We start from the raw sequence: 25600 nt of genomic DNA, 5'->3' as shown, positions 1-25600 counted from the left end.
ATATAGCGAAGCAAAAGGCGGCGGCAGCGGCCAAGGCGAAAGCAGCGGCATTGGCCCGGAAACAGGCGAAAGAAGAAACGGCAGAAAAGCCGGAAAGTGAAATGGATATAGCGAAGCAAAAGGCGGCGGCAGCGGCCAAGGCGAAAGCAGCGGCATTGGCCCGGAAACAGGCGAAAGAAGAAACGGCAGAAAAGCCGGAAGGCGAAATGGACATAGCGAAGCAAAAGGCGGCGGCAGCGGCCAAGGCGAAGGCAGCAGCCGCTGCCAAAGCGAAAGCGAAAGCGGCTGCTGCTGCGAAGAACAGGACTGCTGTACAGGAAAGCGAGGAAGTTGACACCCCTAGCGAAATTTCCCCAAATCAGTCGAAACTTGATCAAATTGTTTCTGCTATTGAAAGCCATGTAGGACAAGGGGCATTATTAGAGAACTATATTAATAGACTATCAAAAGATGTACCCACTTTAGTGGCCAATCCGGATACATATTTTTCAATAGCCAAATTTCTGCGGTACGATGAACAGCTTGATTTTTCGTATTTATCGGAACTTCATGGTACGGATTTTGAATCCCATATGGAAATCTATGTACATTTACACTCATTCAAAATGAACCAATCAGTTGCCTTGAAGGTGAAGCTTGATAGGGATACTCCCGTTATCCCATCATTGGTCCCATTATGGTCAGGTGCCAATTGGCCAGAATGTGAGGCGTATGATTTATTGGGCATTAACTTTTATGAACACCCTGATTTAAAGCGGATTTTACTTGGGGAAGATTGGAAAGGGTATCCCCTTAGAAAAGATTATGAGCCTTATGATGTGGAGGTATAAGCCCTATGTTAAGGACGGAAGAAATGCTTCTCAATGTCGGGCCGCAGCATCCGAGTACACATGGTGTTTTTCGGCTTGTCATCAAGATTGACGGTGAGATTATCAAAGAGGCTACACCTGTCATTGGGTATCTGCATCGCGGTACGGAAAAACTAGCGGAAAATCTGCAATATACACAAATAATCCCATATACCGACCGGCTCGATTATCTGGCGGCAATGACAAATAATTATGTGCTTTGCCATGCTGTTGAGACGATGATGGGGGTGGAGATCCCTGAAAGGGCAGAATATTTGCGGGTCATCGCAATGGAATTGGGCAGAGTTGCAAGCCACCTCGTCTGGTGGGGTACATACTTGCTGGATATAGGTGCGACGAGTCCTTTCCTTTACGCATTCCGAGAACGTGAAATGATCGTTAATTTATTGACTGAATTGTCAGGGGCACGCTTAACATTCAATTATATGCGTGTCGGAGGTGTGAAATGGGATGCTCCTGAAGACTGGATTGCGAAGGTTGCCGAGTTTGTCCCTTATATGAGGGAGCAGCTTGCCGGTTACCATGAGCTTGTGACAGGGAATGAAATCTTTGTTAATCGGGTTAAAGGGGTGGGCATCTATACGAAGGAAGAAGCCTTGCAGTATTCGCTTAGCGGTGCCAACTTAAGGTGTACAGGTGTGAAGTGGGATTTACGGAAAAATGAACCATACTCCATTTATGACAGGTTCACATTCGATGTTCCTACAAGGGAAGAGGGTGATGCCTTTTCGCGCTATCATTGTAGAATGGAAGAAATCGAAGAGTCACTGAAAATCATCGAGCAGGCGGTTGAGCAATTTCCAGAAGGGCCGGTCCTTGCTAAGGTCCCTAAAATAATAAAGGTTCCTAAGGGTGAGGCATTTGTCCGAATTGAATCACCAAGAGGGGAAATAGGCTGTTATATCGCGAGTGAAGGGAAAAAGGAGCCATACCGCTTGAAATTTCGCAGACCTTCGTTTTATAATCTGCAAATTCTTCCGAAATTATTGGAGGGGGAAAATATGGCGAACTTGATAACGATTTTAGGTGCAATCGATATCGTGTTAGGGGAGGTGGATGGATAAATGATCAAGGATCTTCTCCACTCCGCTCCAAGCCTGCTGAATTTTGGCATTTTTTTTGGTTTGGCAGTCCTGCTCCTGTTTGTCGTATTAGGGTTTGTAACCTATGGAATCCTTTCAGAGCGTAAAATCATGGGATTCATGCAGATGCGTATCGGCCCAAACCAAATTGGAGGGAAATGGGGTCTTTTGCAGACCGTTGCTGATGTTTTGAAACTTCTGATCAAGGAAGATACGATACCCAAGAAAGCTGATAAGCCGTTATATATTTTAGCTCCGGTAATTGCTTTTGCTCCCGCTTTCATGGTCCTTGCCACCTTGCCGTTCACCGATGCCTTCCAATTTGCTGATATAGGTGTCGGACTGCTTTATTATATGGCGATTTCCGGCATATCGACCATCGGCATCGTCACTGCAGGTTGGGCATCCAATAATAAGTATTCTTTGATTGGCGGAATGAGGGCAGCCGCGCAAATGATATCTTATGAGATCCCTTTGGTGATGTCGCTAGTGGGCATCGTCCTCATAACAGGCAGTTTAAACTTGAATGATATAGTTGCAGCCCAGGAAAAGGTTTGGTTCATTTTTCTTCAGCCGGTTGCGTTCATCGTGTTTTTCATTGCATCGGTTGCCGAGTTGAACAGGGTTCCTTTTGACCTTCCGGAAGCGGAATCCGAACTTGTTGCAGGCTATCATGTTGAATACTCTGGATTTCGCTGGGCCTTCTTTATGTTATCCGAATATGTGTATATGTTTGCAATGGCAACGCTAACCACTGTATTATTTTTAGGGGGATGGAATTCTATTCCGTTTTTGGATTTTATTCCGGCGGCCATCTGGTTCGGTCTGAAGTTCAGTGCCGTATTCTATATATTGGTCTGGATCCGTGTAACCTTTCCTCGTATAAGGGCTGACCAATTGATGGAATTCGGATGGAAAGTGCTGCTTCCGGTTGCATTGGCAAATATATTTTTGACGGCACTAATAAAAGAATTGCTTAACCTTTTTTAGAAACTTAAGCTGGTCGGAAAGCGAGGGATTTATATGCTTGGTTTAGCAAAAGGTTTAACCTATACATTAAAGAACTTGACGAGGAAAAAAGTGACCTATGACTACCCGAATGAGCCGCTTCCGCTCCCTGACCGATTTCGCGGAATCCAAAAATTCTATCCTGAAAAGTGTATAGTATGCAATCAATGCGTGACGATTTGTCCAACGGATTGTATTCAATTAACTGGTAAGAAACATCCGGACCCGTCGAAAAAAGGGAAAATCATCGATACGTATGACATCAATTTCGAGATTTGCATTTTATGTGATTTATGTACGGAGGTCTGCCCTACAGAAGCGATCGTGATGACGAATCAATTCGAGCTGGCCGAGTATAGCCGTGATCATCTATTTAAAAACCTGGAGTGGCTGGATGAAAATGATGAAAATATCCGGAAGGTGAATAAAGTATGAGTTTGTCGGGTGAATTAATTGCCTTTATTGGTTTGGCACTTGTCGCGATAGTTGGCGGGGTGTTGCTGATTACCTTAACAAAAGTGGTGCACATGGTTATCGCACTTGTTTTTACTTTCTTGGGCATTGCAGGCATTTATATGTTGCTTTCGGCAGAGTTTGTCGCCATTGTCCAAATCCTTATTTATTCAGGGGCAATTACGATCGTGATGCTATTCGGGATTATGCTGACAAAACACCAGGAAAATGATGCACCGGCTAAAGGGGGCTGGGGGAATTTCTCCTTGCTGGCAGCGATTGCCGGATTTGCCGTAGCGGTGTATCTTGGGGTTTATAATCTGGATATACCTGTACAGCCAACGGCGTTGCATGAGGAAAATACAAAGCAAATAGGAATCGAACTTTTTTCAAAATATGTAATTCCATTTGAAGTGATGTCGGTACTCCTGCTTGTTGCTTTAGTCGGTGCCATCGTATTGGCTAAAAAAGATGATGAGGAGGGAGATCGATCATGACGGGAGTTCCTTTGTCGGCTTACCTTGTATTGGCACTCGTTTTGTTTTGTATAGGGCTGTATGGTGCCTTGACGAAAAGAAATGCGGTCATTGTTTTGATTTCAATCGAGCTGATGCTGAACGCTGCAAATATCAATTTAGTGGCCTTCAGTAAATTCGGGGTAACGCCATCCATAACGGGTCAAGTTTTTTCCTTATTCACGATTACGATCGCTGCAGCCGAGGCGGCTGTAGGGCTGGCCATACTAATGTCCCTTTATCGCAATCGTAAGACGGTCAATGTCGATGAAATGGAAATGATGAAGAATTGAAGGTTTATATAATTGAAGAAGGGGATTTGATACGATGATGGAGCACGCATGGCTCATACCGATCTTTCCACTCGTCACGTTTCTGGTTCTGCTTCTATCAGGCGGGCGGTTGCGGGAACGAGGGGCTTTTATAGGAATAATATGTACAGTGGCTTCGTTCGTTTTATCGTTGCTTGTCCTGATCGAGCGATTTAAAGAACCTACTTATAATATATCGATAGATTGGCTTTCCTTCGGAGGGACGCAACTTTCAGCTGGATTCGAAATCAATCAGCTCAATGCCTTGATGCTTGTGGTCGTTTCCCTTGTCAGCCTGCTTGTCCAGATATATTCGAAGGGGTATATGAAGGGTGAAGTGCGATTCTCCATTTTTTATGCTTATCTGGGCTTCTTCACCTTTGCCATGCTTGGACTAGTCATGGCACCCAATTTATTACAACTTTATATCTTCTGGGAATTGGTCGGGGTGGGGTCTTTCCTGCTCATTGGTTTTTACTTTTATAAACTGGAAGCCAAGGCTGCGGCGAAGAAGGCATTCATCATGACCAGGATTGGGGATGTAGGGCTATTAATCGGCATCATTCTTCTATTCTGGGAAACAGGCAGCTTTGAATATGGCGAGATCTTTCAAGCCGTTCAGTCGGGCATGATATCAAGTGAAAAACTGACATTAATCGCTATTTTGATTTTTATCGGTGCGGTTGGGAAGTCTGGACAATTTCCACTTCACACATGGCTTCCGGATGCAATGGAAGGCCCGACTCCGGTTTCCGCATTGATACACGCAGCAACCATGGTTGCTGCAGGGGTATACCTGGTGGCGGCCATGTTTCCGTTATTTATGGCTAGTTCTGCTGCGATGCAGGTAGTGGCCATAACAGGTGGGATTACAGCCATATTTGCCGCAAGCATTGCCATAGTGCAAAAGGATGTTAAGCGTGTATTGGCCTATTCGACCATCTCTCAGCTTGGTTTTATGATGCTTGCTTTGGGTACCTCGGGATATGTGGCCGGGGTGTTTCATTTAATGACCCATGCCTTTTTTAAAGCTTTGCTATTTTTGGCAGCAGGCAGTGTTATTCACGCTATACATACACAGGATATGGAAAAAATGGGCGGCTTATGGCGTAAGTTGAATTGGACCGGTCCGCTGTTCTTGACTGGCACGTTGGCGATATCGGGGTTTCCGTTGCTCTCGGGCTTTTTCAGTAAAGATGAAATTCTAATGGCAGCTTGGGAGAATGGTAGTTATATATTGTTTGGTCTAGCGGTGGTTACCTCCTTTTTAACTGCGTTTTATATGTTCCGGCTGTTTTTCATGATGTTTGCAGGCGATTCACGCAGTCAAGCAGAGGTTAAGGAATCTCCTTTTATCATGCTAATTCCCATGCTTACATTGGCTTTGCTTGCTGTAATCGGTGGGTATATCCAAACACCGTGGTTTGGAACTTTTCTTGGGGAGTGGCTTGTGGAGGGAAATGAAGCTCTTCTAGGCGCCAGCCATAGTGAGGGGCCCGTTTGGATAATGTTGATGGCCGTGCTTGTGTCGCTGGCCGGGATTTACCTTGCTTATATGATATACGTTAAAAAGAAGTTATCTCGGGAATGGCTTGTCAAAGAAAACTCCGAGGTATATAGGATTTTGGAAAATAAGTATTACATTGATGAGATTTACCAATTTACTGCAGGCTATGCAATCAAAGGCTTTAGTATATTCCTATCTTATATTGAAAGGTTCATTGTTGGTGGGCTTGTTTCCACTGTAACAAGTTCAATAGAAGGATTAGGGAAAATAGGGTCTAAACTGCAAACGGGACAGGTACAGCAATATGGCATGATAGCCTTTCTGGGACTTGCGGTACTGTTGGTGATTTTTGCAGTAACTGGGGGGTATCTAAGATGAATGTCTATTTGCTCTCGCTTTTAGTGTTTTCACCGCTGCTGGGCATCGTGATGGTTGCCCTCATGCCGAAAAAAGAGGAAAGGACGATTAAACAATTTGGTTTTTTCGGAACACTGCCTCCTCTTTTCCTATCATTCTTTCTTTGCAGCCAATATTATTCGGATGTGGCCCTATCCATATTTGACATTAAGTTGAATTGGATCAGGTTTGGAAATTTGGAGATGTATGATCCCAAGCTCTTCACGGTTGATTTTGAGTTGGGGCTGGATGGCTTAAGTCTCATCTTCATATTACTGACAACAATCATTTCATCACTGGCCGCAATCGCATCCATTTATATAAAAAAAGAATGGAAAGGGTATTATTTATTATTTTTGACCCTGGAGATTGGAATGCTCGGTGTCTTCACGGCAGAAAATTTGATCCTTTTTTTCATCTTTTTCGAAATGACTTTGATTCCTGCTTTCTTTTTAATTGGCAGATGGGGCTTTCTGGAGAGGGAGAAAGCTTCTTATAGTTTTCTGATCTATAATGGCATTGGTTCTGCTGTTTTATTGGTGGCCATTTTGATTTTGTTTGCCAGGACAGGTACGACCAACATTGCAGCATTGACACAGATGATGACAATGGGCGGCGTTTCGCTTTTTGCACCCATATCCGGTTCGATGAAATATGGTTTATGTCTTGCATTTCTCGTGGCATTTGCGATAAAGCTGCCGGTCTTTCCCTTTCATAGCTGGATGGTGCGGGTCCATGCAGAAGCACCTCCATCCATAGTCATGATACATGCCGGTGTCTTATTGAAAATTGGGGCGTACGGAATCATCCGGTTTGGAATGGGGATATTTCCTGAACAATATAAAAGCTTGGCCTTTACCATTGTCCTATTTGGGGTCCTCAGTTTTTTATATGGTGCTTTTCTGGCATTGGTACAAACGGATTTCAAGCTCGTTTTAGCCTACTCATCAATCTCGCATATGGGTATCGTCATGATGGGGCTGGGAGCCTTGAATGAAGCGGGCATTCAGGGAGCTATTTTTCAAGTCATCTCACACGGGCTAATTGCTGCTTTGTTGTTTTTCTTGGTGGGAGTGTTGTATGAACGTACAGGAACCACGATGCTTCCTAAGCTTGGAGGGCTGGCCAAGTCGATGCCGATTTTTTCAGGGTTTATGTTAGCTTGCGGAATGGCTTCACTCGGTTTGCCTGGCATGTCCGGCTTCATCAGTGAATTCATGGTATTTCTTGGCTTATTCAAGAGTCAGCCGATGCTTGCGGCAATAGGGGTGATCGGGCTGGTATTAACCGCTGTTTATGTACTGAGGGCGGTCATGCTTATGACTTTCGGGAAAAATGATAGCTTGATAGAAAAAGAGAAATGGGACATAAGGGGCTGGGAGTTTTTTCCGGCGTTGGTTCTTCTCAGTTTGATAATATCTGTTGGGGTATACCCAAATTTGTTAGGCGGGCCTCTTCAAGGAACGATTGAAGCCATGATGCTTGCTCTAGGGGGGCGATGAAGGATGGATTGGAACACGATGCTTTCTTATGATTGGGGAGCGATGATGCCTGAATTCATCATTCTTGGAACGACCATGATTCTTTCGATACTGGATTTATTCTGGCCGAAGCACTTTAATCGGAGAAAACTGGCATGGCTCGCGCTAACCGGAATCATTTTGGCATGTTTGTCACTGATTAGCCTGCTATCCTTTGAGACAGTCAGTATCTTATCCGATACGTTTCGTTTAGATTCATTTGCAAAAGCTTTTAAGCTGCTACTATTATTCGGAGCGGCCCTGATCATCCTTCTGGCTGAAGGATATGAACCGAAAGAGGGGCTGCGGGAGCACCGGGGGGAATTTTATTATCTGTTCCTGACCGCTTTGCTTGGAGCGATGGTCATGTCCTCAAGCGGTGATTTGATCACGCTGTTCGTTGGACTGGAACTTCTTTCACTTTCATCTTATATATTAGTCGGAATGCGCAAGCATGATCGGAAGTCCAACGAAGCGTCCATGAAGTATGTGATAAACGGAGGCATTTCCACAGCAATCACTTTATTCGGGATGAGCTATTTATATGGAGTGACCGGTTCCGTCAATCTAGGCGAAATGAGCAGGACGATGGCTGCGATGACGGACGGGCAGCTGCAATACATCATGGGGCTCGCTTTCTTCATGGTATTTGTCGGTGTATCCTTCAAGATAGCTGCCGCACCGTTTCATATGTGGGCGCCGGATGTCTATGAAGGGGCACCGACACCGGTCGCAGCCTTCTTGAGCGTAATTTCGAAAATGGCGGGTTTCGTCATCATCCTGCGCCTTTTTCTTTCGTTGTTCCTAACAGCTTCCGGTGATACGTTCGGGGCGCTCGATTTTTTGGATAAAAATAATATTTATATAGCTTCATTGGCGGGGCTGACGATCATCATTGGAAATGTGGTTGCGTTAAGGCAGCAAAATTTAAAACGAATGTTTGCCTATTCAAGCATCGCCCATGCGGGTTACCTGCTTGTGGCGGTGGCAACATTGGGCGGGGGATATTTCCTCCTGGATACTGTCTGGTTTTACCTAATGGCTTATGTATTAATGAATATCGGTGTATTTGCAGTCATTCAGCTGCTTTCCAGTCAAAGTGGGTCCGAAGATATCAGCATTCTTGCAGGACTGGGGAGGAAATCCCCGTATCTTGCCATGGCATTCACCGTATTCATCCTGTCGCTTGCTGGAATTCCCGGGACGACAGGTTTCATAGGCAAGCTCAATATTTTTCTTGGGACATTCATAACGGAGCCTGGACATTTCGTCCTTGCGGGAATCATGATTGCAGGTACCATTGTGTCCTATGTTTATTATTTCGGATTATTGGTGCAGGTCTTTTTCCGACCGGTTCATTCAGGGAAGGTCATTAAAATTCGTCCGGGTCTATACATCTTATTGATCATATGCGTAATAGGCACCATACTTTTCGGGGTGGCTCCAAATATTGCCTTTGATTTTATTCATGATCAATTTGGTGATTTTACAGACTTTATTTCGAGTAAATGATATAATGCCTGTATCAGAGGCTTGTTCCATTGGATCAAGCCTCTATTTACAGTTTTAAAAAGATATTTTGCAATTCTTCCTTTTTAATTCCAAATATGAAGGGGTTTTGTGTTAGAATAGAGTTCGGGTGTCTTTTAGGAGGTATGTACATGTTTTCAGCAATGGGACAGCAGGCTTTAACAGGAATAATTGCACACTTGTTTTTCATCGCAGTTACCTGGTGGGCTTTACAGGCATTACATTTTGATAAAATGTTAAGATCCAATTCGGTCATCAAGGCCAGGGTATTATATATTTTATTAACGGTTGCCATCGGTTCAGTTGTAAGTAATTTCTTCCTTGACTACCTGGGATTTGCAAACCAACTTCCGTATATGTTTAGTAATGACTGATATGCTGTAAGACTTTTCTTATAGCAAAATATGATTCTACTCTTGTATTCGCTATTGCTTCCTTCAAGTTTAAGGGGAAGGTGTCACCAATTGTCGGAAAAATCGAAGTATGATCTCTCTCCTTATGGAAAGAATGTGTAAAAGGGGAGGGATTTAACATGTATTTTTTAAATAAAAAAATGTTAACATACATAGTATTTCTCGGTTTGATGGTGATTTTAATTGGGAATAGTACGATTGTGGCAGAAAGTAAACCAGATATCGTTAAAATGGTGGGACTGTTACAGGAAGATAAAGATTTAGACATAGGGGATTGGTCTGTACTCACTAGAGAAATAAATAAAGAGATTACAACTAAACAAGAGTTTGAAAGCGAAGTTACAGCTTTAAAACGAAAATACCCTCAATTTCAATGGCACCGGAAAGATGATGCTTCCGGCTGGAAGGCTGAGGCGTTAACTTACAATGTCGATTCAGGTCTGACCGAGTCTATCAAAATAATGACAACGGAAGAGAAATTTGATAAAGTTACCTATGTTATTTACGAAGTGAAGGGGAAAAAGTGGAAGAAAGACAATACTGCCTTTTTTACCGCTACGTTCCAAAACAGGGTGAATGACCTATTTATAGGAACTCCTTCAATTTTTTCTTGTATTAAAGGGTCTATCAATGATAATATGGATTCGGTTTTAAACTCTAAAACTGAAGACCTGTTAGATATGTTCCAAGCAAGGGAAATTGAGAGTGTGCACGAAACAAACTTTACATCTATATCTGCACATTCAACATTGTTTAAACAACCTTTGACAAAAGAAAAATTAAATTTGCAGTTTGGGCTACGGACAGAAGGATTGGGTGACCGAACGAACTTTGTAGTTGGCACACCAATCATAACGTTTGAATATTAATATAGAGAAAATGGACGCGGAGGGGAATACTTTTGGAAAAAATCATCGTCCGCGGCGGAAAAAGGCTTAGCGGGACAGTTAAAGTAGAAGGTGCTAAAAACGCCGTTTTGCCAGTTATCGCTGCAACATTATTAGCAAGTGATGGGAAAAGTATCATTAAAGATGTTCCTACGCTCTCCGATGTATATACAATCAATGAAGTATTGCGCAACTTAAATGCAGATGTTGCCTTTCATGACAATCAAGTAACTGTAGATGCATCAAGAGAGTTATTAGAAGAAGCACCATTTGAATATGTACGTAAAATGAGAGCTTCCGTTTTAGTGATGGGCTCATTACTGGCAAGGAATGGCCGGGCCCGCGTTGCTCTTCCTGGTGGCTGTGCCATCGGATCACGTCCTATCGATCAGCATTTAAAGGGCTTTGAAGCGATGGGAGCAAAAGTGAAGGTCGGCAATGGTTTCATTGATGCCGAGGTAGAAGGCAGACTTAAGGGTGCAAGAGTGTATCTTGACTTCCCAAGTGTAGGTGCCACCGAAAACATCATGATGGCTGCTACGCTTGCTGAAGGTATTACGATTCTTGAAAATGTGGCCAAAGAGCCTGAAATTGTAGATCTTGCGAATCTCCTTAATAAAATGGGTGCCAAAGTCAGAGGTGCCGGTACTGGTACGATGAGAATCGAAGGTGTCGATAAATTATATGGCACTGAACATACGATTATACCTGACCGTATCGAAGCTGGTACATTCATGACAGCGGCCGCTCTTACTGGCGGCAATGTTCTTGTTCAAGGAGCTGTACCTGAACACCTTACTTCCCTTATTGCTAAAATGGAGGAAATGGGCGTTAAAATTCTTGAAGAAGAAGATGGATTACGCGTTATCGGTCCAAAAACCTTGAAGGCCATTGACATCAAAACAATGCCGCATCCTGGTTTCCCGACTGATATGCAATCGCAAATGATGGCATTATTACTGCGTGCTGAAGGAACAAGTATGATTACGGAGACCGTTTTCGAAAACCGTTTCATGCATGTTGAAGAATTCCGTCGCATGAATGCCAATATTAAAATAGAAGGCCGTTCCGTTATCGTTAATGGTCCAACTAACATTCAAGGTGCTGAAGTAGCTGCAACAGATTTACGTGCCGCGGCAGCGCTCATCCTGACTGGATTGGTTGCAGATGGCATTACACGTGTTACAGAATTGAAGCATCTTGACAGAGGTTACGTGAATTTCCATGGTAAATTGGCATCTCTAGGTGCTGATGTGGAACGTATTAACGAAGATGTGCCTGCTGAAACAAAAAAAATTGCAGATTTAAACGCATAAGTAGCTTATAAAACCATTCACGTTCGAGTCTCCGAACCGTGAATGGTTTTTTTTATCATGTTCCGGATTCTTGGCCGACAGTTAAATAGTTGTCGTTTTTCTATTCATAAATGCTTGTCCTTCGACATACATTTGTTATGTAAAGATACCTGCTGGATACGATTATACGGCAGAGAAAACAAGTGTAGGGAGGCTCAGGAATTTGAAAGCAATCAAACCGATGGTCGTACTATTCATAGCAGTAGCATTCGTAATTATCATGATTCCGGCAGTGCTTGTGCTTCCATTTTCAAATGATAAGACAAGTGGGCAGTTGACCGAGCAATTGGAAAGTAAAGGGAAGAATGAGGGCAAAGAGGTAGCAGCAAATGAAATGAGTTCCGTAGAAGTTGCCGTTTACCGCACATCTGCAAAAAAGATTGAAAAACTGCCGATTGAATCGTACTTGAGTGGTGTGGTTGCAGCTGAAATGCCAGCAGATTTTGAAGAAGAAGCGCTGAAAGCACAAGCGTTGACGGCGAGAACCTATATTGTCAATCAGCTCATAAGCGAAAGTCGATTAGGCTTGCCGGATGGTGCCGATGTAAGCGATACGGTCATGCACCAAGTTTATAAGAATAATGATGAGCTGAAAAAACAGTGGGGCTCTGATTATAAATGGAAAATGCAAAAAATTAACAAGGCCATAAAAGAAACGGCGGGTCAAATCTTAACCTATGAAGGAAAACCGATTACTGCCACTTTTTTTTCGACAAGCAATGGCTATACGGAGAATTCCGAGGACTATTGGCAAGCTGAATTTCCCTATTTAAAAAGTGTATCCAGTCCATGGGATAAAGAAGAATCACCAAAGTTTTATAATAAAGTAGTAGTCGACACTGCAGATTTTGAAAATAAATTGGGTGTAAGTCTTTCTTCGGGAGCATCCATAGGAACTGTCATTGAAAGAACATCAGGTAATCGCGTAGGTGTAGTGGATATCGGAGGAAAGAAAATGACAGGAAAACAGATTCGTGAGAAGCTCGGGCTGACATCTTCCGATTTTGACTGGGAGCGTCAAGGCAACCAGATTGTGATCACGACAAAAGGATCTGGACACGGAGTTGGAATGAGCCAATACGGTGCTAACGGCATGGCCAGGGAAGGGAAAACCTATGAAGACATCGTGAAATATTATTATAAAGGCGTTAAAGTCCAGTCTTCAAGTAAGTGGCTGAATACGATGACGGCAAAAAAATGAGAGATGGGAATTCCCATCTCTCATTTCTTTTCGTTTAATTTTTCTATAAAGGTCAAAAAGCCCCGTTTACGCTTGAAATAATGATATTGGACATGAAAATAAACTGCAGCTACTCCAATGATATCTTTAATGACATCTATTAAGCTAGAGGAGCGGTACGGGACGAAAGATTGATGGTATTCATCAATCACTCCATAAAGGCAAGCTACAAGGGCAGCCAACAGGCTTAAACCAGGTCTCAGTTTTTGGTGTGCAGCAAGCGCCGAAACAAATAATATATACAAAAGGGCAAATTCGACCAGATGAAGTGCCTCTTTGATAAATCGGTCAAATGAGGATGAGTGAAGATCAAGAATCATATCATCGGGGTTGCTCGACATTATCCAAATGGCAATCATATATAGAAAAGGCAATAACGTTAACACAAGTTTAAAAGCTTTTTTCATGATTTAAACATCCTTCAACAGTAAGATACCAAACATTTTACCATTCTACGAATAAAATCGGTTTCATTTCCACAAAATAAATCCAAAAAAAATTTTTTCCTGAATGTATATAATTTTAACAAAATGTTCAGAATGATTGCTGAGGTGATTAATATGAGAGAGGAAGAAAAGAAACCAACTTCCACAATCCGACGTATACTAAAACAACGTTGGGCATTATCAGCAATCTATATCGCAAGTGCAGCCATAATCTTAGCCGCGGCCTTCTTATTACAAAATAGTTTTGATGATTCAGCTAAAGATGGAAAAGAGGAATCGGCTGAAACAGGAAAAAACTATGGTGAGCCTTCTGTAGAGGTTAATAGCAATCTTGAGACAATCAAGATGCCTGTAGCCGATGCAGACAAATCGGTTATCAAGAAACAGTTTTATGATGTGAATGCGGATGAAAAGGCACAAGAAGAAGCATTGGTTTTCTACAACAATAGATATGAGCAAAACAAAGGTATAGACATTGCAATGGAAGATGGAAAGTCTTTCGATGTAAAAGCTTCCTTAAGTGGAAATGTAACGAAAGTCCAAGACGATGCGTTACTTGGAAATTTAGTTGAAGTAGAGCATGAAGATGGCGTTGTTACTCGTTATCAATCTGTTAAAGACATTAAGGTTGCAGTTGGTGACAAAGTGAAACAAGGACAAGCAATAGCTACAGCCGGAAAAAGCCAAATCAATGAAGAGGCTGGCGTGCATGTCCACTTCGAAATCAGAAAAGATAACATTGCGTTAAACCCACTTGATTTTGTTGATAAACAAGCTTCTGCGATCCAATCTGCAACTGAAGCCGAAGCTGATAAAGAAGAAACACCTGCAGTCGAAGGGTCTGAAGCTGACAAAGAAACACCTGCAGTCGAAGGATCTGAAGCTGACAAAGAAACACCTGCAGTCGAAGGATCTGAAGCTGACAAAGAAGAAACACCTGCAGTTGAAGGATCTGAAGCTGATAAAGAAGAAACGCCTGCAGTTGACGAAACTGACGAGAGCACTGATTTAGAGAGTGGCACTGATGAGGAAGGCTCTGTCCCTGGTGAAGATACAACTGAAGAAAGCGATTCCTTAAAAGATTCGTTAAATCAATCTAATTAAGATTAAGATTTTTAATAAAATCAAAACAAAAACCTAGAGCGTTACGAATGACAACAACTGAAAATTTGGTAAAAGGAGGCCGTTCACTTTGAACGGCTTCTTTTTTTCTTACGGGAAAATATTGGCCAATATGCTGAAACCTTTGAATTTCTGACAAATTTCTCGGGAAATAATTTACGCTTAATGAAAATAAACAGATGAAAATCAGAAATATATCCAAACCTCCTGTCCCATTAGGCATATATTCTTAACCAAGCTAATAAGATGTTATAAACCATGCAAAGAGAGTGTTTGAGGTGAGGAATCGTTTATTACAAATTATCTAATAGGTGAATAATTCTATCTTTCATTGTTTATAGGGCAGCGGTATTCGATTCGAAAAATACGAATCTCATTTCACACTTCTCACATCCAATTTGGGGAGGTCGAGTGGTGTGCACGATTACATCAAAGAAAGAACTATCAAGATAGGAAAGTATATCGTGGAAACTAGAAAAACAGTCCGCGTCATTGCAAAAGAGTTCGGAGTCTCTAAAAGCACAGTGCATAAAGACTTAACTGAGAGGCTGCCAGAAATTAATCCTGATTTGGCTAACGAAGTGAAGGATATATTGGATTATCATAAATCCATTCGTCACCTTAGAGGTGGAGAAGCGACAAAATTAAAATACAAACGTTCTGAAAGAGAAGAAGAAATCGTTAAATGATACTTGAATCATTCCGGCAATTGGAAGTGAATCGGGCTATCGGGGAATGAATAAGGGGACATGAAAGTGAGTGTCAGCTTTTTCTTAACCTTGATTGCGGTTCCATGCCGGGATTTTTTTAATGGGAAAATACGGTAAGGTAGTACATTGGGCATTGATTTTTTTTACATATTGTCAAAATAGGAAATAATAGTCTGTATTAGTGTTTATTTATAATTCATACTTACTTGTGTCAATGCAATATGGTAAAATAAACAATTAGGACAGAAGTAGGTTATATGTGAGGATATTCAAGGAGGATTTAAGAAATGTTTGCTAGAGATATTGGGATAGATCTTGGAACAGCCAATGTTCTTATACATGTCAAAGGTAAAGGAATTGTGTTAAATGAGCCTTCGGTAGTGGCGATTGATAAAAATACGAACCGTGTTCTTGCCGTCGGGGAAGAAGCTCGAAAAATGGTAGGCCGTACTCCAGGAAACATCATCGCAATCCGTCCTTTAAAAGACGGTGTCATTGCAGATTTCGATGTAACAGAATCGATGCTTAAGCATTTTATCAATACATTGAATGTGAAAGGCTTCCTTTCAAAGCCTAGAATTTTAATTTGCTGCCCGACCAACATAACAAGTGTCGAACAAAAGGCGATTAAAGAAGCTGCCGAAAAAAGCGGCGGGAAGAAAGTATACCTTGAAGAAGAGCCGAAAGTGGCTGCAATCGGTGCCGGTATGGATATTTTTCAGCCAAGCGGCAATATGGTCGTGGACATTGGCGGTGGTACAACGGATATTGCCGTTCTTTCAATGGGGGATATCGTTACATCTTCATCCATTAAAATGGCCGGTGACAAATTCGATAATGAAATATTACATTATATCAAGCGGAAGTATAAGCTCCTGATTGGTGAACGTACAGCGGAGAACATTAAAATCCAGGTTGCAACCGTCTTCCCTGGATCTCGTAATGAAGTCATCGATATCCGTGGGCGTGATATGGTATCGGGATTGCCTAGAACCATTTCGGTCAATTCTGAAGAAATTGAGGAGGCTCTTCGCGAGCAGGTTTCCATCATTGTACAAGCTGCAAAAAGCGTACTTGAGCGGACGCCGCCAGAACTTTCTGCTGATATCATCGACCGCGGCGTCATTTTAACAGGCGGGGGAGCCTTGCTTCACGGGATTGATTTACTTCTTGCTGAAGAACTTAAGGTCCCAGTGCTCGTTGCCGAGCAGCCGATGGATTGTGTAGCAATCGGAACCGGTATCATGCTTGATAATATGGATAAATTGCCACGGCACAAATTCAACTAAAAAGCGGGTGGAAATCCGCATCATAAGATAGGGGTCTAAGGTTCAGACAAACGTGAGGCATAGTGAAAGTGCGTGCAGTTCCAGTACTGATGAGCAATAGGCCCTCTTCTTTTAGTCGAGAATTTAACACCATTCCTTTAAATTTGACCTAGCCTACGATATGACAAATTCTTCTGCCTAATGCTTCTCCTTTTCCTTAAGATACTGATGTTCATGACCGATAAGATAGATATGAGATATTGAACGGATAAGTTATGTAGATTGGGGAGTGAAGAGGATGTTAAGAGGTTTTTATACGGCTGCTTCCGGGATGCTTGCACAGCAAAGGCGCACGGAATTACTCACAAACAATATGTCCAATGCGAATACAACAGGGTATAAAGCGGATCAATTGAGTGTAAGGTCTTTTCCGGAAATGCTCATAAGCAGCATGGGTGATGAAACGGTTCCCACAGAGAGCAAATTGAGCATGTCTAACTTTTCCCAGGTTGGGGGGCTCAGTACGGGTGTTTACGTACAGGAGGCGAATCCTTTATTTACACAGGGCACATTGGAGGAAACCCAGCTTAATACGGATATTTCCCTTGTTGATGAAAACCTACCGATCAATGAGGAAACGGGTCGGCAAGGCTCGGTGTTTTTTACTGTCCAGGATGGCGATGGTGCTATCCGTTATACGCGTAACGGCAGTTTCACCCTGGATGGGCAAGGTTATCTGACTACGCCGTCCGGTCATTATGTATTAAACGAAAATAATGAAAAGATCCAGCTTGATAGCGATCGATTCACAGTAGCGGAAAACGGTGTTATTTTAGAAGGAAATGTTCAAACCGCACGTTTGGGGATCGGTTATTCGGATGATCCGTCATTACAGCTCATGAAAGATGGCGAAGGCCTATATAAGGCTGTGAATGATGGGGATTTACCTAGCGCATACGCGGCTGCGGATGTCAGTTTTTCCACTGAGCAGGGCTTTCTTGAAGGCTCCAATGTTGACCAATCGAGAACGATGACAGAAATGATGTCGGCATACCGCTCTTTTGAAGCGAGTCAGAAGGTGCTTCAAGCCTATGATAAAAGTTTGGATAAAGCGGTCAATGAAGTTGGCAGGCTTTAATTGAGCAGTAGGTGAAATTCGGAAATTTGAACTGTAAGGGGAAAAACCATGAACCGGACGATGATGACGGCGACGAATACGCTGAACCAACTTCAGAGTAAAATCGATCAAATAAGTAATAATATCGCGAATGTGGACACGACAGCCTACAAAAAGACCCAAACGAGTTTCAATGACTTATTGACACAGAGTTTCAATAATCAACCGAGTGAGACAAAGGAAAAAGGAAGGTTGACCGCACCTGGCATCCGGCAGGGAACAGGTGCTATGATAAGCCAATCTCAATTGGTGCTTTCACAGGGTGCCTTAAAGACGACGGACCGCAACCTTGATGCCGCATTCACCCGGGATGACCAATTCTTCACCGTAAGCGTTCAGGACGATAATGGGGTCAATACAAGGCTTACAAGGGATGGTGCCTTTTATTTATCCCCTAATGCTAACGACCAAATGATGCTTGTCACCTCTGCTGGACATAAAGTACTTGATGAAAATGGTGAACCGATCCTCATAGAGGGAAATATTAAAGACATTAAGATTTCGGAAAATGGCTTATTGATAGTGGATACGGAAGAATTTGGCGAAAAGAGTTTTGGGCTCGGAATAGTCTCGGTAAAGAAACCGCAATTTCTTGACCGGCTAGGCGGGAATTTACTTGGCCTGCCCAAAAACTTCACTGCCTTGGGTGTTACGGAAGACGATATCATGACTGCATTAACAGGGGATTCCCGCAACCAGGCAGCAGTCCGTCAAGGTACTCTGGAGTCCTCAAATGTCGATCTTTCCAAAGAAATGACGGATCTAATCAATGTTCAGCGCTCTTACCAATTTCAATCCCGGGCGGTAACGATGGCTGATCAAATGAGCGGATTAGTCAATGGAATCCGTTAAGGTAACTGGTAAATAAAATGTCTCCCTGCGGAATTAGAGCAAATCGGTTATAATGAATTCATAACAAGAGAAATCATTCGTGCCGACCATTTTGCATAGCTGCTGAATTTCTGGCGTATCGGGGAAATCAGTCGGCGAGTTTTCTTAAAAGGAGCTTTCACATTCTATATGGAACAAAATCGTGTAATGAGACAACAAATTGAAGAAGAGATAAAGGAAGTTGAGGCGAAACCGAATCGTAGGATCAAGGTCCGTCTTTTGCCAATTTGGCTTCGTTTACTCATTGTTATCGGATTGATTTTCATTGCTGTATTATCCGGTGCACTATTAGGATATAGTGTGATTGGCGGAGGACATGCAATGGATGTTTTCCAAAAGTCCACATGGACCCATATTTTTGATATAGTGAACAAGGGCGCGTAGTTCCATGTTTTTTTGAAGTAGTTGCTGTCGTTAACGGGTTTATATTTCATGGCAACTACGCCTCTGTCTAGATGACAGAGGCGAGTTTACGTTATGTTTGAAATATTTAAGTCATAGGAGGAACAAGTATGCTTGATATCACACAAATAAAGGAAATTATTCCGCATCGTTACCCATTCTTATTAGTCGATCGGATCATAGAAATTGATGAAGGGAAAAGAGCGGTTGGATTGAAGAATGTCTCGGCAAATGAAGAATTCTTTAATGGCCATTTCCCCGATTATCCAGTTATGCCTGGAGTTTTAATTGTAGAGGCCTTAGCGCAGGTTGGCGCTGTAGCCGTCTTGAAACAAGAAGAATATAAAGGCCGGCTTGCATTTTTCGCTGGGATTGATAATTGCCGCTTTAAAAAGCAAGTTAAACCAGGTGATCAGCTGCGTCTGGAAGTGGAAATAGTGCGTATGAGAGGGTCAATGGGTAAAGGGAAAGCGGTGGCAACGGTTGATGGGGAAACAGCATGTGAGGCCGATATCATGTTTGCCTTTGGTGACAAATAAGATTCTTTTTCCGTGATGGGAATGGAATGTTTTAACTATATGTTTCAAAAAGTGGTTTAAGGAATCGTGAAGCGGTGTATATAAAAAGCACTGCATTGCTTTTTTAAAGCAAGAGCGGTTTTTAGATTTTTCTATTCTCCCTTTGAATGCCGGACATTTTTATGTCCGGCATTTTTTAATGTTTAATTCCAAAAAGGAGATTTTCTTTTTAAATTTAAAATAGGACGCAAGTTATTTTCACATTCGGGCAAAATAGCTAATGATAAAGAAAGAAGGGAGGTTGCCAAAAATGATGAAGAAAATTTTTGCACTACTTGGGGGATCTTTATTATCTATTATGTTCCTTGCTGGATGTGGAACGGATAATGATGACAACAACAATCCCGCACCAGAAGAAGATAACAACATCATAGAAGATGATAACAACGGTACAGATGATAACAATGGTACGGATGATAACGGCATGAACGGTAATGATGATGGATTGCTTGAAAACGACGATAATAACGTCGATAATGATGCCGATGACTTGATTGAAGACCCTGATAAAAATGACGACAAAAATAAGTAATTAGCACAGAATGAGAAAGACTGCTTAGGCAAAAGAGGATTAATATCCTTATCCGTCTAAGTCAGTCTTTTTTATGTGCATTCGATTAGGGGATGGAAATTAAGGGAAGGTTTTTTATTTATTAGTTGCTAATTTAGGCTTTGAGCGGATTTTTTGCTTGAACTCTTTTATAAGTTCATCGCCGACGAGACCTTTTTGGACCAAATCTTCAAGAAGGAGTTCTGCATATTTGCTCCGTGTTTTTTGGATATGACCAACGAATAAAAGGCTATAGTGATTGCCCACTTTTCTTATTGTACGTAAAACAGTTTGAAACAAAGCCGGTTCATTGTCCTTTTTGGTAATGACTGCCTGGATATACACCTCTCCGTCTATATCGGGAAGTGAGGGTTCAAGCTCTTTAAAATGTTTTTCTTCGACAAAGGCTTCCAGTAACCATGATCTAGCGTCGTTTTCTTTATTAATAATCAATCCATCTGTTAATGCAATATCAATCAAGTTTAAATTTTCAGTAACAATTTGCAACGAGATCAATTTGAATGATTTCATCTAATTCCTCCGTTTCTTGCAAGAAAGAGCGGCGATTACCTCTCTTAAACGTAAATTTTGAAAGGGTACATATCGATTAATCCTTTTAAAGGTAATTATATCATACTAAAAAAAAGTCCCTTAATGAAATGAAAACCCAACATTTGTCTAAATTATGAAGGATGGAATAAAAATTTGCAAAATATTTAATTTTGTTAACTATTCGTTTTTTACCTGATTTTAATCACTAAAAAATGTTTTTGCACCAATCCAAACGTCTTTTTATAAAGAAAAATGGTGTAATAAGAACATTTCTTCCATTTTTTAATCGATGGAAGAAAGCGTATGATTAAAGCAATTAAAGAGGAAGGAGTGAAAAAATGATTAATCAAGTTACCCTCGTCGGCAGGCTTACGAAGGATCCAGAATTAAGATACACACCCGATGGCAAGGCTGTTTCGAATATCACATTAGCAGTCAACCGGAACTTCCGTAATACTGTCGGTAACTATGAGGCAGACTTTGTACAGTGTATCATATGGAAAAAGTCGGCTGAAAATACTGCTCAATATTGTAAAAAAGGAGCCATAATCGGTATAACTGGCAGAATACAAACAAGAAGATACGAAAATCAGGAGGGTAAATATGTATATGTAACTGAAGTGGTCGCCGAGAGGGTTCAATTCATCGGAACTAAACAACATGATGGTAAGCCCAAGGATTTTGAACATATTGGTTTATAGTGTTACGTGAAGGTTGGGCATGCAAGCTTGCTTAACAATGTTTTTAAGAAAATGTAGAGCTGAATTTGAAACACAAAAAAGTATTTATATGACCATAATGAATAACCAGTGCATAGAATTACAGGAATTTTTTATGAAACTCGGCAGTAGTAGATAGAATTATTTTGCATCCATTCATTCCCCAAAGCTAATATAGCTTCTTCTCCGCTGGAAACCCCGATTTACCCTCAAAAAAATCGAGTTATATGATTTCCTCCTTGTAATGACTGCAAATAAGCAGTCTTTTTTTTGTGCCAAAATGTGTGTAAATAGAAAAAAATAAAAAATAATTCTGTTAAGTTAGAATTTTTAGAAAATATATTGTAATATTTTAATTTTGATGCAATAATAAACCCAATAATATAATGGAAAATAAGTTATATATAGGAAGTGATTTGATGGACGAACCAATTATTAAGGTTAATGGGCTTCGAACCAGTTTTCGTACGGACGATGGGGTGATCCCTGTCGTGAATTCAATCGATTTTCATGTCAATCCTGGTGAGGTTTTAGGGATTGTAGGAGAATCGGGATGCGGAAAAAGCGTAACTTCTCTGTCCATCATGGGTCTGGTTTCTTCACCGGCTGGTAAGGTGGAGGGGGAAATCCTTTTTAAAGGAGAAAACATCGCAAATGCCTCTGAAGCGAAAATGAGAAAAATTCGCGGGAATGATATAGCGATGATATTTCAGGAACCGATGACAAGCTTGAATCCCGTTTTCACTATTGGCGAGCAATTGGTCGAGACGCTTCGGATACATAAAAAATGGAATAAAAAGCAGGCACGAAATAGAGCGGTGGAAATGTTGAAGCTGGTTGGGCTTGGCCGTGCCGAGGAATTGCTCAAAGAGTATCCGCATCAGCTTTCTGGCGGAATGAGACAAAGGGTCATGATAGCAATGGCCATGATTTGTGAGCCTAAACTCCTTATAGCCGATGAACCGACAACGGCTTTGGATGTGACGATCCAGGCACAAATCCTGGAATTAATGAAGAATTTAAATAGAGAAACAGACACGGCAATCATGATGATTACCCATGATCTTGGGGTAGTGGCGCAAATGTGTGAACGTGTCATTGTCATGTATGCCGGCAAGGTGATAGAGGAAGGAAATGTGCAAACGATTTTCCAAAACCCTAAGCATCCTTATACGGTCGGTTTACTTCAGTCAATTCCTGATATGCGAATAAAGAAAGAGCGCCTTTACTCGATACCGGGGAATGTGCCAAAGCCTGGGACAAGCAATCTCGGGTGCCAGTTTGCCCCCCGGTGCTCCCATGCCATGGAGCAATGTATAAATGAGACCCCGTCTCTATTGGAATTCGATGAGGGTCAGCATGTTCGCTGCTGGCTGTATGAAGATGGGAAAGGAGCTTCCTTGCATGAATCAAACATTGGTTAAGGTAGAAAACCTAAAGAAGCATTTTCCGATAAAAGGAGGGGTTCTGGGAAAGACCATTGGAGAGGTTAAGGCAGTTGATGGTTTGTCTTTTTCCATTTATAAAGGGGAAACCTTGGGGCTTGTCGGTGAAAGCGGTTGCGGAAAGTCTACGACGGGAAGGTTATTGCTTCGTCTGCTTGAGCCGAGCGAGGGCAATGTTTATTTCGAAGGAAAGGACCTGACAGCTTTATCTTCCAGTGAAATGAGAAAGATGCGCCGTGAAATGCAGATGGTCTTCCAGGATCCATTCGCCTCCCTCAATCCCAGGCATACTATTGAAAAAATTTTGGAAGAACCGCTCATCGTCCACGGGGTTAAAGATAAAAAGGTCAGAAAGGCCCGTGTACAGGAACTTCTTAAGGTCGTTGGCCTAAGCAGTTACCATGCTAAAAGGTATCCGCATCAATTCAGCGGGGGCCAGCGGCAGCGTATTGGCATCGCGAGGGCACTTGCAGTCAACCCCAAACTGATCATTGCCGATGAGCCGGTATCTGCACTGGATGTGTCGATTCAAGCCCAGGTCTTGAATCTGTTGCAGGATTTGCAGGAAGATTTTGATTTGACCTACTTGTTCATTGCTCATGATCTTGGAGTGGTAAGGCATATCTCCGACCGTGTCGGTGTCATGTATCTTGGACATATTGTTGAATTGACGGAAAGTGAAGGGCTTTATGAAAATCCGCTTCACCCATATACGCAGGCTTTATTATCGGCCGTGCCCATTCCGGATGTGGAATATAAGGGGGATAGGGTAATCCTGCAGGGAGATGTTCCAAGCCCATCAAACCCGCCCAGCGGCTGTCCATTCCATACGAGATGTCCGAAGGCGATGGCAGAATGCAATACGGACAAGCCAATCCTGACTGAACATAAACCTGGTCACTACGTTGCTTGTCATTTATACAATTGACACGACGTATACATAAATTCGCAAATAATAAGGGGGAAGAATATGAAGAAAACATTGGCATTGTTGCTGACTGGTATCCTGGCTCTTTCGCTAGCGCTTGCGGGATGCTCCTCGTCTACATCAAAAGAGAAAGATGATGGTAAAGGGGGATCTAGTGAAGCGAAGGGCGGCGTATTGATATACGGTAAAGGCGGAGATGCTGTCGGTCTTGACCCAGCAATCGTAACCGATGGGGAATCATTCATCGTCACTCAGCAGATTTTTGAAACGCTTGTGAAATATGGGGAAGATGATACGGAAATCAAACGGGGTCTTGCAAAGTCATGGGAAGTGTCAGATGACGCGAAAACATACACATTCAAATTGGAAACCGGAATCAAGTTCCATGATGGTACGGATTTCAATGCAGATGCGGTCGTAAAAAACTTTCAACGATGGGCACAAAGTAAGGATGAAGGGAAATTTGCGTACTATGCCTCCATGTTCGGAGGATTTGAAGGTGATGAAGGTCATGTTATCAAAGAAGTAAAAGCGATCGATGCCAGCACGGTGGAATTCACTTTGAACCGTCCGCAGGCGCCGTTCCTGAAAAACCTTGCCATGCCTACATTTGCTATAGCCAGTCCTGATGGAATTGAAAAAGAGGGTGACGACTTCACTAAAAACCCATCTGGTACAGGTCCTTTCAAGTTCAAATCATGGAAACCTGGCGATACGATTGAAGTGGTGAAAAACGATGACTATTGGCAAGATGGACTGCCTAAACTTGATGGAGTCACGTTTAAGGTCATTAAAGATAACTCTGCACGTTTAAATGCTGCAATCAAGGGTGAAATAGACCTGATGGACGGGTTGAACCCAAGTGATATCAGTAAGGTTACAGGAGATGAAAAACTGCAAATATTCGAACGTGCATCCATGAACGTCGGGTACTTTGCTTTCAATGTTGAGAAAGCACCATTCGACAAGAAAGAAGTGCGTCAAGCCATCTCGCATTTGATCAACAAAAAGGAAATCATTGATAATTTTTATGAAGGCACAGCAGAGCCTGCCAAGAATCCTATGCCTCCATCCGTTTCTGGCTACAATGACAAAATCGAAGACTATGATTACGATGTGGAAAAAGCGAAAGAACTGCTGAAAAAAGCTGGACTTGAAGACGGATTTAAAATGGATCTATGGGCAATGCCGGTACCGCGCCCATATATGCCGGATGGTCAAAAAGTGGCTGAAGCCATTCAAGCAAGCCTAAAACAAGTCGGCATCGAAGCGAATATCGTTTCGTACGAATGGGCTGCATATTTAGAGAAAGTGCAGGCTGGTGAAGCCCAATCCTTCATGTTGGGCTGGACAGGCGATAATGGAGATGCGGATAACTTCCTTTATACATTATTGGATAAAGATAATATCGGCTCCAACAACTATGCCCGTTACGCAAACGATGAAGTCCATGAATTGCTGATCGAAGCCCAGTCCACGGCAGATGAAGCCAAGCGTAATGAGTTGTATGGAAAAGCCCAGGAAATCATCCATGATGAAGCTCCATGGGTTCCGCTTGTACACTCTTTACCGCAGTTAGCCGGATCTAAGACGGTCAAAGGGTTTGTTCCACATCCAACTGGTTCACAATCCCTTGTTAATGTTTCTCTAGAAAATTAACCGTACGAACCGGGTAGTATGGAGTCTTGCATGCTTCCCGGTTTTGTTATGGAATGCATTTCAAAAT

Annotated in this window: 27 protein-coding genes; 25 read left to right on the top strand and 2 right to left on the bottom strand. The window is 42.2% G+C overall.

Annotated elements, in window-relative coordinates; translation table 11 throughout:
• The 13 genes from ACZ9AO_RS22615 to spoIID form a co-directional block, all read left to right on the top strand.
• A partial coding sequence (locus tag ACZ9AO_RS22615; RefSeq protein ID WP_476110575.1) for an NADH-quinone oxidoreductase subunit C occupies positions 1–830 on the top strand: 830 nt, incomplete at its 5' end.
• Between the two features lie 5 nt (positions 831–835).
• Positions 836–1933: an NADH-quinone oxidoreductase subunit D gene (locus ACZ9AO_RS22610; protein WP_048685832.1), complete on the top strand. Its 1098-nt coding sequence runs from the start codon at positions 836–838 to the stop codon at positions 1931–1933.
• Positions 1934–2941, top strand: coding sequence for an NADH-quinone oxidoreductase subunit NuoH (gene nuoH / locus ACZ9AO_RS22605; RefSeq protein ID WP_063595718.1), 1008 nt, complete (start codon positions 1934–1936; stop codon positions 2939–2941).
• 33 nt (positions 2942–2974) lie between these two features.
• Positions 2975–3394 (top strand): NADH-quinone oxidoreductase subunit NuoI, encoded by a 420-nt coding sequence (gene nuoI / locus ACZ9AO_RS22600; protein WP_048685828.1) that lies wholly within the window; start codon positions 2975–2977, stop codon positions 3392–3394.
• On the top strand, positions 3391–3909 hold the full coding sequence (locus ACZ9AO_RS22595) for an NADH-quinone oxidoreductase subunit J (protein WP_251540666.1): 519 nt from the start codon (positions 3391–3393) through the stop codon (positions 3907–3909). Before nuoI ends, ACZ9AO_RS22595 begins: the two co-directional genes overlap by 4 nt.
• Positions 3906–4220 carry an NADH-quinone oxidoreductase subunit NuoK gene (gene nuoK / locus ACZ9AO_RS22590; RefSeq protein ID WP_034315785.1) on the top strand — a complete coding sequence of 105 codons (315 nt, stop codon included), beginning with the start codon at positions 3906–3908 and terminating at the stop codon, positions 4218–4220. Before ACZ9AO_RS22595 ends, nuoK begins: the two co-directional genes overlap by 4 nt.
• 34 nt (positions 4221–4254) lie before the next feature.
• Complete coding sequence (gene nuoL, locus ACZ9AO_RS22585) at positions 4255–6123, top strand: NADH-quinone oxidoreductase subunit L (protein WP_476110571.1); 1869 nt, start codon at positions 4255–4257, stop codon at positions 6121–6123.
• A complete protein-coding gene (locus ACZ9AO_RS22580) occupies positions 6120–7643 on the top strand; it encodes a complex I subunit 4 family protein (protein ID WP_251540663.1) in 1524 nt (507 codons plus the stop codon). Before nuoL ends, ACZ9AO_RS22580 begins: the two co-directional genes overlap by 4 nt.
• 3 nt (positions 7644–7646) lie before the next feature.
• Positions 7647–9173, top strand: coding sequence for an NADH-quinone oxidoreductase subunit NuoN (nuoN, locus tag ACZ9AO_RS22575; RefSeq protein ID WP_251540661.1), 1527 nt, complete (start codon positions 7647–7649; stop codon positions 9171–9173).
• Between the two features lie 149 nt (positions 9174–9322).
• Positions 9323–9565: a DUF1146 family protein gene (locus ACZ9AO_RS22570; protein WP_034315776.1), complete on the top strand. Its 243-nt coding sequence runs from the start codon at positions 9323–9325 to the stop codon at positions 9563–9565.
• Between the two features lie 158 nt (positions 9566–9723).
• A complete protein-coding gene (locus tag ACZ9AO_RS22565) occupies positions 9724–10473 on the top strand; it encodes a YwmB family TATA-box binding protein (protein ID WP_251540659.1) in 750 nt (249 codons plus the stop codon).
• A gap of 32 nt (positions 10474–10505) precedes the next feature.
• Complete coding sequence (gene murA / locus ACZ9AO_RS22560) at positions 10506–11807, top strand: UDP-N-acetylglucosamine 1-carboxyvinyltransferase (protein WP_034315774.1); 1302 nt, start codon at positions 10506–10508, stop codon at positions 11805–11807.
• Positions 11808–12009: 202 nt separating this feature from the next.
• Positions 12010–13047, top strand: coding sequence for a stage II sporulation protein D (gene spoIID, locus ACZ9AO_RS22555; protein ID WP_226990485.1), 1038 nt, complete (start codon positions 12010–12012; stop codon positions 13045–13047).
• 20 nt (positions 13048–13067) lie between these two features.
• On the opposite strand, the gene ACZ9AO_RS22550 is transcribed toward spoIID, so the two are convergent.
• Positions 13068–13493 carry a VanZ family protein gene (locus ACZ9AO_RS22550; RefSeq protein ID WP_476110568.1) on the bottom strand — a complete coding sequence of 142 codons (426 nt, stop codon included), beginning with the start codon at positions 13491–13493 and terminating at the stop codon, positions 13068–13070.
• Positions 13494–13646: 153 nt separating this feature from the next.
• On the opposite strand from ACZ9AO_RS22550, the gene ACZ9AO_RS22545 reads away from it, so the two are divergent.
• The 8 genes from ACZ9AO_RS22545 to ACZ9AO_RS22510 all read left to right on the top strand — a co-directional run bounded on the left by ACZ9AO_RS22545 (position 13647) and on the right by ACZ9AO_RS22510 (position 20212).
• A complete protein-coding gene (locus tag ACZ9AO_RS22545; protein ID WP_262870962.1) occupies positions 13647–14636 on the top strand; it encodes a peptidoglycan DD-metalloendopeptidase family protein in 990 nt (329 codons plus the stop codon).
• Between the two features lie 434 nt (positions 14637–15070).
• On the top strand, positions 15071–15343 hold the full coding sequence (gene spoIIID, locus ACZ9AO_RS22540; RefSeq protein WP_034315767.1) for a sporulation transcriptional regulator SpoIIID: 273 nt from the start codon (positions 15071–15073) through the stop codon (positions 15341–15343).
• A 308-nt stretch (positions 15344–15651) separates the two neighbouring features.
• The gene (gene mreB, locus ACZ9AO_RS22535) at positions 15652–16653 is read left to right on the top strand and encodes a rod shape-determining protein (protein ID WP_048685812.1); all 1002 of its coding nucleotides are present in this window, start codon (positions 15652–15654) and stop codon (positions 16651–16653) included.
• Between the two features lie 277 nt (positions 16654–16930).
• On the top strand, positions 16931–17770 hold the full coding sequence (locus ACZ9AO_RS22530) for a flagellar hook-basal body protein (RefSeq protein ID WP_476110565.1): 840 nt from the start codon (positions 16931–16933) through the stop codon (positions 17768–17770).
• Between the two features lie 48 nt (positions 17771–17818).
• The gene (locus ACZ9AO_RS22525) at positions 17819–18661 is read left to right on the top strand and encodes a flagellar hook-basal body protein (protein WP_476110563.1); all 843 of its coding nucleotides are present in this window, start codon (positions 17819–17821) and stop codon (positions 18659–18661) included.
• Between the two features lie 168 nt (positions 18662–18829).
• Positions 18830–19084: a DNA-directed RNA polymerase subunit beta gene (locus tag ACZ9AO_RS22520; RefSeq protein ID WP_053087418.1), complete on the top strand. Its 255-nt coding sequence runs from the start codon at positions 18830–18832 to the stop codon at positions 19082–19084.
• A 128-nt stretch (positions 19085–19212) separates the two neighbouring features.
• Complete coding sequence (gene fabZ / locus ACZ9AO_RS22515; protein ID WP_034315755.1) at positions 19213–19641, top strand: 3-hydroxyacyl-ACP dehydratase FabZ; 429 nt, start codon at positions 19213–19215, stop codon at positions 19639–19641.
• 289 nt (positions 19642–19930) lie between these two features.
• Positions 19931–20212 carry a hypothetical protein gene (locus ACZ9AO_RS22510; protein ID WP_251540651.1) on the top strand — a complete coding sequence of 94 codons (282 nt, stop codon included), beginning with the start codon at positions 19931–19933 and terminating at the stop codon, positions 20210–20212.
• A 114-nt stretch (positions 20213–20326) separates the two neighbouring features.
• Here the strand turns inward: ACZ9AO_RS22510 and ACZ9AO_RS22505 are convergent, their stop codons facing one another.
• Positions 20327–20761 carry a YwpF family protein gene (locus ACZ9AO_RS22505; protein WP_034315749.1) on the bottom strand — a complete coding sequence of 145 codons (435 nt, stop codon included), beginning with the start codon at positions 20759–20761 and terminating at the stop codon, positions 20327–20329.
• 359 nt (positions 20762–21120) lie between these two features.
• Here ACZ9AO_RS22505 and ssb point away from each other — a divergent pair, with 359 nt between their 5' ends.
• From ssb to ACZ9AO_RS22485, 4 genes are all read left to right on the top strand, one after another.
• Positions 21121–21483: a single-stranded DNA-binding protein gene (gene ssb, locus ACZ9AO_RS22500; protein WP_048685802.1), complete on the top strand. Its 363-nt coding sequence runs from the start codon at positions 21121–21123 to the stop codon at positions 21481–21483.
• 437 nt (positions 21484–21920) lie between these two features.
• Positions 21921–22925: an ABC transporter ATP-binding protein gene (locus ACZ9AO_RS22495; RefSeq protein WP_152607998.1), complete on the top strand. Its 1005-nt coding sequence runs from the start codon at positions 21921–21923 to the stop codon at positions 22923–22925.
• Complete coding sequence (locus tag ACZ9AO_RS22490; RefSeq protein ID WP_053536873.1) at positions 22906–23874, top strand: ABC transporter ATP-binding protein; 969 nt, start codon at positions 22906–22908, stop codon at positions 23872–23874. The genes ACZ9AO_RS22495 and ACZ9AO_RS22490 overlap by 20 nt, the downstream gene beginning before the upstream one ends.
• 42 nt (positions 23875–23916) lie before the next feature.
• Positions 23917–25533, top strand: coding sequence for an ABC transporter substrate-binding protein (locus ACZ9AO_RS22485; RefSeq protein WP_476110558.1), 1617 nt, complete (start codon positions 23917–23919; stop codon positions 25531–25533).
• Positions 25534–25600: the final 67 nt, after the last annotated feature.

The sequence above is a fragment of the Peribacillus sp. TE19612 genome, assembly GCF_056279465.1.
Note: the sequence above shows the minus strand (reverse complement) of the source record. Positions and strands in the feature narration are given on the sequence as shown.

Excerpts from the sequence above, each read along its gene's own strand:
- ACZ9AO_RS22565 (WP_251540659.1), top strand. The coding sequence starts at position 9,724 with ATGTATTTTTTAAATAAAAAAATGTTAACATACATAGTATTTCTCGGT.
- ACZ9AO_RS22520 (WP_053087418.1), top strand. The coding sequence starts at position 18,830 with ATGGAACAAAATCGTGTAATGAGACAACAAATTGAAGAAGAGATAAAG.
- ACZ9AO_RS22525 (WP_476110563.1), top strand. The coding sequence starts at position 17,819 with ATGAACCGGACGATGATGACGGCGACGAATACGCTGAACCAACTTCAG.
- ACZ9AO_RS22580 (WP_251540663.1), top strand. The coding sequence starts at position 6,120 with ATGAATGTCTATTTGCTCTCGCTTTTAGTGTTTTCACCGCTGCTGGGC.
- ssb (WP_048685802.1), top strand. The coding sequence starts at position 21,121 with ATGATTAATCAAGTTACCCTCGTCGGCAGGCTTACGAAGGATCCAGAA.
- ACZ9AO_RS22610 (WP_048685832.1), top strand. The coding sequence starts at position 836 with ATGTTAAGGACGGAAGAAATGCTTCTCAATGTCGGGCCGCAGCATCCG.
- ACZ9AO_RS22570 (WP_034315776.1), top strand. The coding sequence starts at position 9,323 with ATGTTTTCAGCAATGGGACAGCAGGCTTTAACAGGAATAATTGCACAC.
- nuoL (WP_476110571.1), top strand. The coding sequence starts at position 4,255 with ATGATGGAGCACGCATGGCTCATACCGATCTTTCCACTCGTCACGTTT.
- fabZ (WP_034315755.1), top strand. The coding sequence starts at position 19,213 with ATGCTTGATATCACACAAATAAAGGAAATTATTCCGCATCGTTACCCA.
- ACZ9AO_RS22490 (WP_053536873.1), top strand. The coding sequence starts at position 22,906 with ATGAATCAAACATTGGTTAAGGTAGAAAACCTAAAGAAGCATTTTCCG.
- ACZ9AO_RS22505 (WP_034315749.1), bottom strand. The coding sequence starts at position 20,761 with ATGAAATCATTCAAATTGATCTCGTTGCAAATTGTTACTGAAAATTTA.
- ACZ9AO_RS22530 (WP_476110565.1), top strand. The coding sequence starts at position 16,931 with ATGTTAAGAGGTTTTTATACGGCTGCTTCCGGGATGCTTGCACAGCAA.
- ACZ9AO_RS22545 (WP_262870962.1), top strand. The coding sequence starts at position 13,647 with ATGAGAGAGGAAGAAAAGAAACCAACTTCCACAATCCGACGTATACTA.
- ACZ9AO_RS22495 (WP_152607998.1), top strand. The coding sequence starts at position 21,921 with ATGGACGAACCAATTATTAAGGTTAATGGGCTTCGAACCAGTTTTCGT.
- mreB (WP_048685812.1), top strand. The coding sequence starts at position 15,652 with ATGTTTGCTAGAGATATTGGGATAGATCTTGGAACAGCCAATGTTCTT.
- nuoI (WP_048685828.1), top strand. The coding sequence starts at position 2,975 with ATGCTTGGTTTAGCAAAAGGTTTAACCTATACATTAAAGAACTTGACG.
- nuoH (WP_063595718.1), top strand. The coding sequence starts at position 1,934 with ATGATCAAGGATCTTCTCCACTCCGCTCCAAGCCTGCTGAATTTTGGC.
- nuoK (WP_034315785.1), top strand. The coding sequence starts at position 3,906 with ATGACGGGAGTTCCTTTGTCGGCTTACCTTGTATTGGCACTCGTTTTG.
- ACZ9AO_RS22510 (WP_251540651.1), top strand. The coding sequence starts at position 19,931 with ATGATGAAGAAAATTTTTGCACTACTTGGGGGATCTTTATTATCTATT.
- nuoN (WP_251540661.1), top strand. The coding sequence starts at position 7,647 with ATGGATTGGAACACGATGCTTTCTTATGATTGGGGAGCGATGATGCCT.
- ACZ9AO_RS22485 (WP_476110558.1), top strand. The coding sequence starts at position 23,917 with ATGAAGAAAACATTGGCATTGTTGCTGACTGGTATCCTGGCTCTTTCG.
- ACZ9AO_RS22550 (WP_476110568.1), bottom strand. The coding sequence starts at position 13,493 with ATGAAAAAAGCTTTTAAACTTGTGTTAACGTTATTGCCTTTTCTATAT.
- ACZ9AO_RS22595 (WP_251540666.1), top strand. The coding sequence starts at position 3,391 with ATGAGTTTGTCGGGTGAATTAATTGCCTTTATTGGTTTGGCACTTGTC.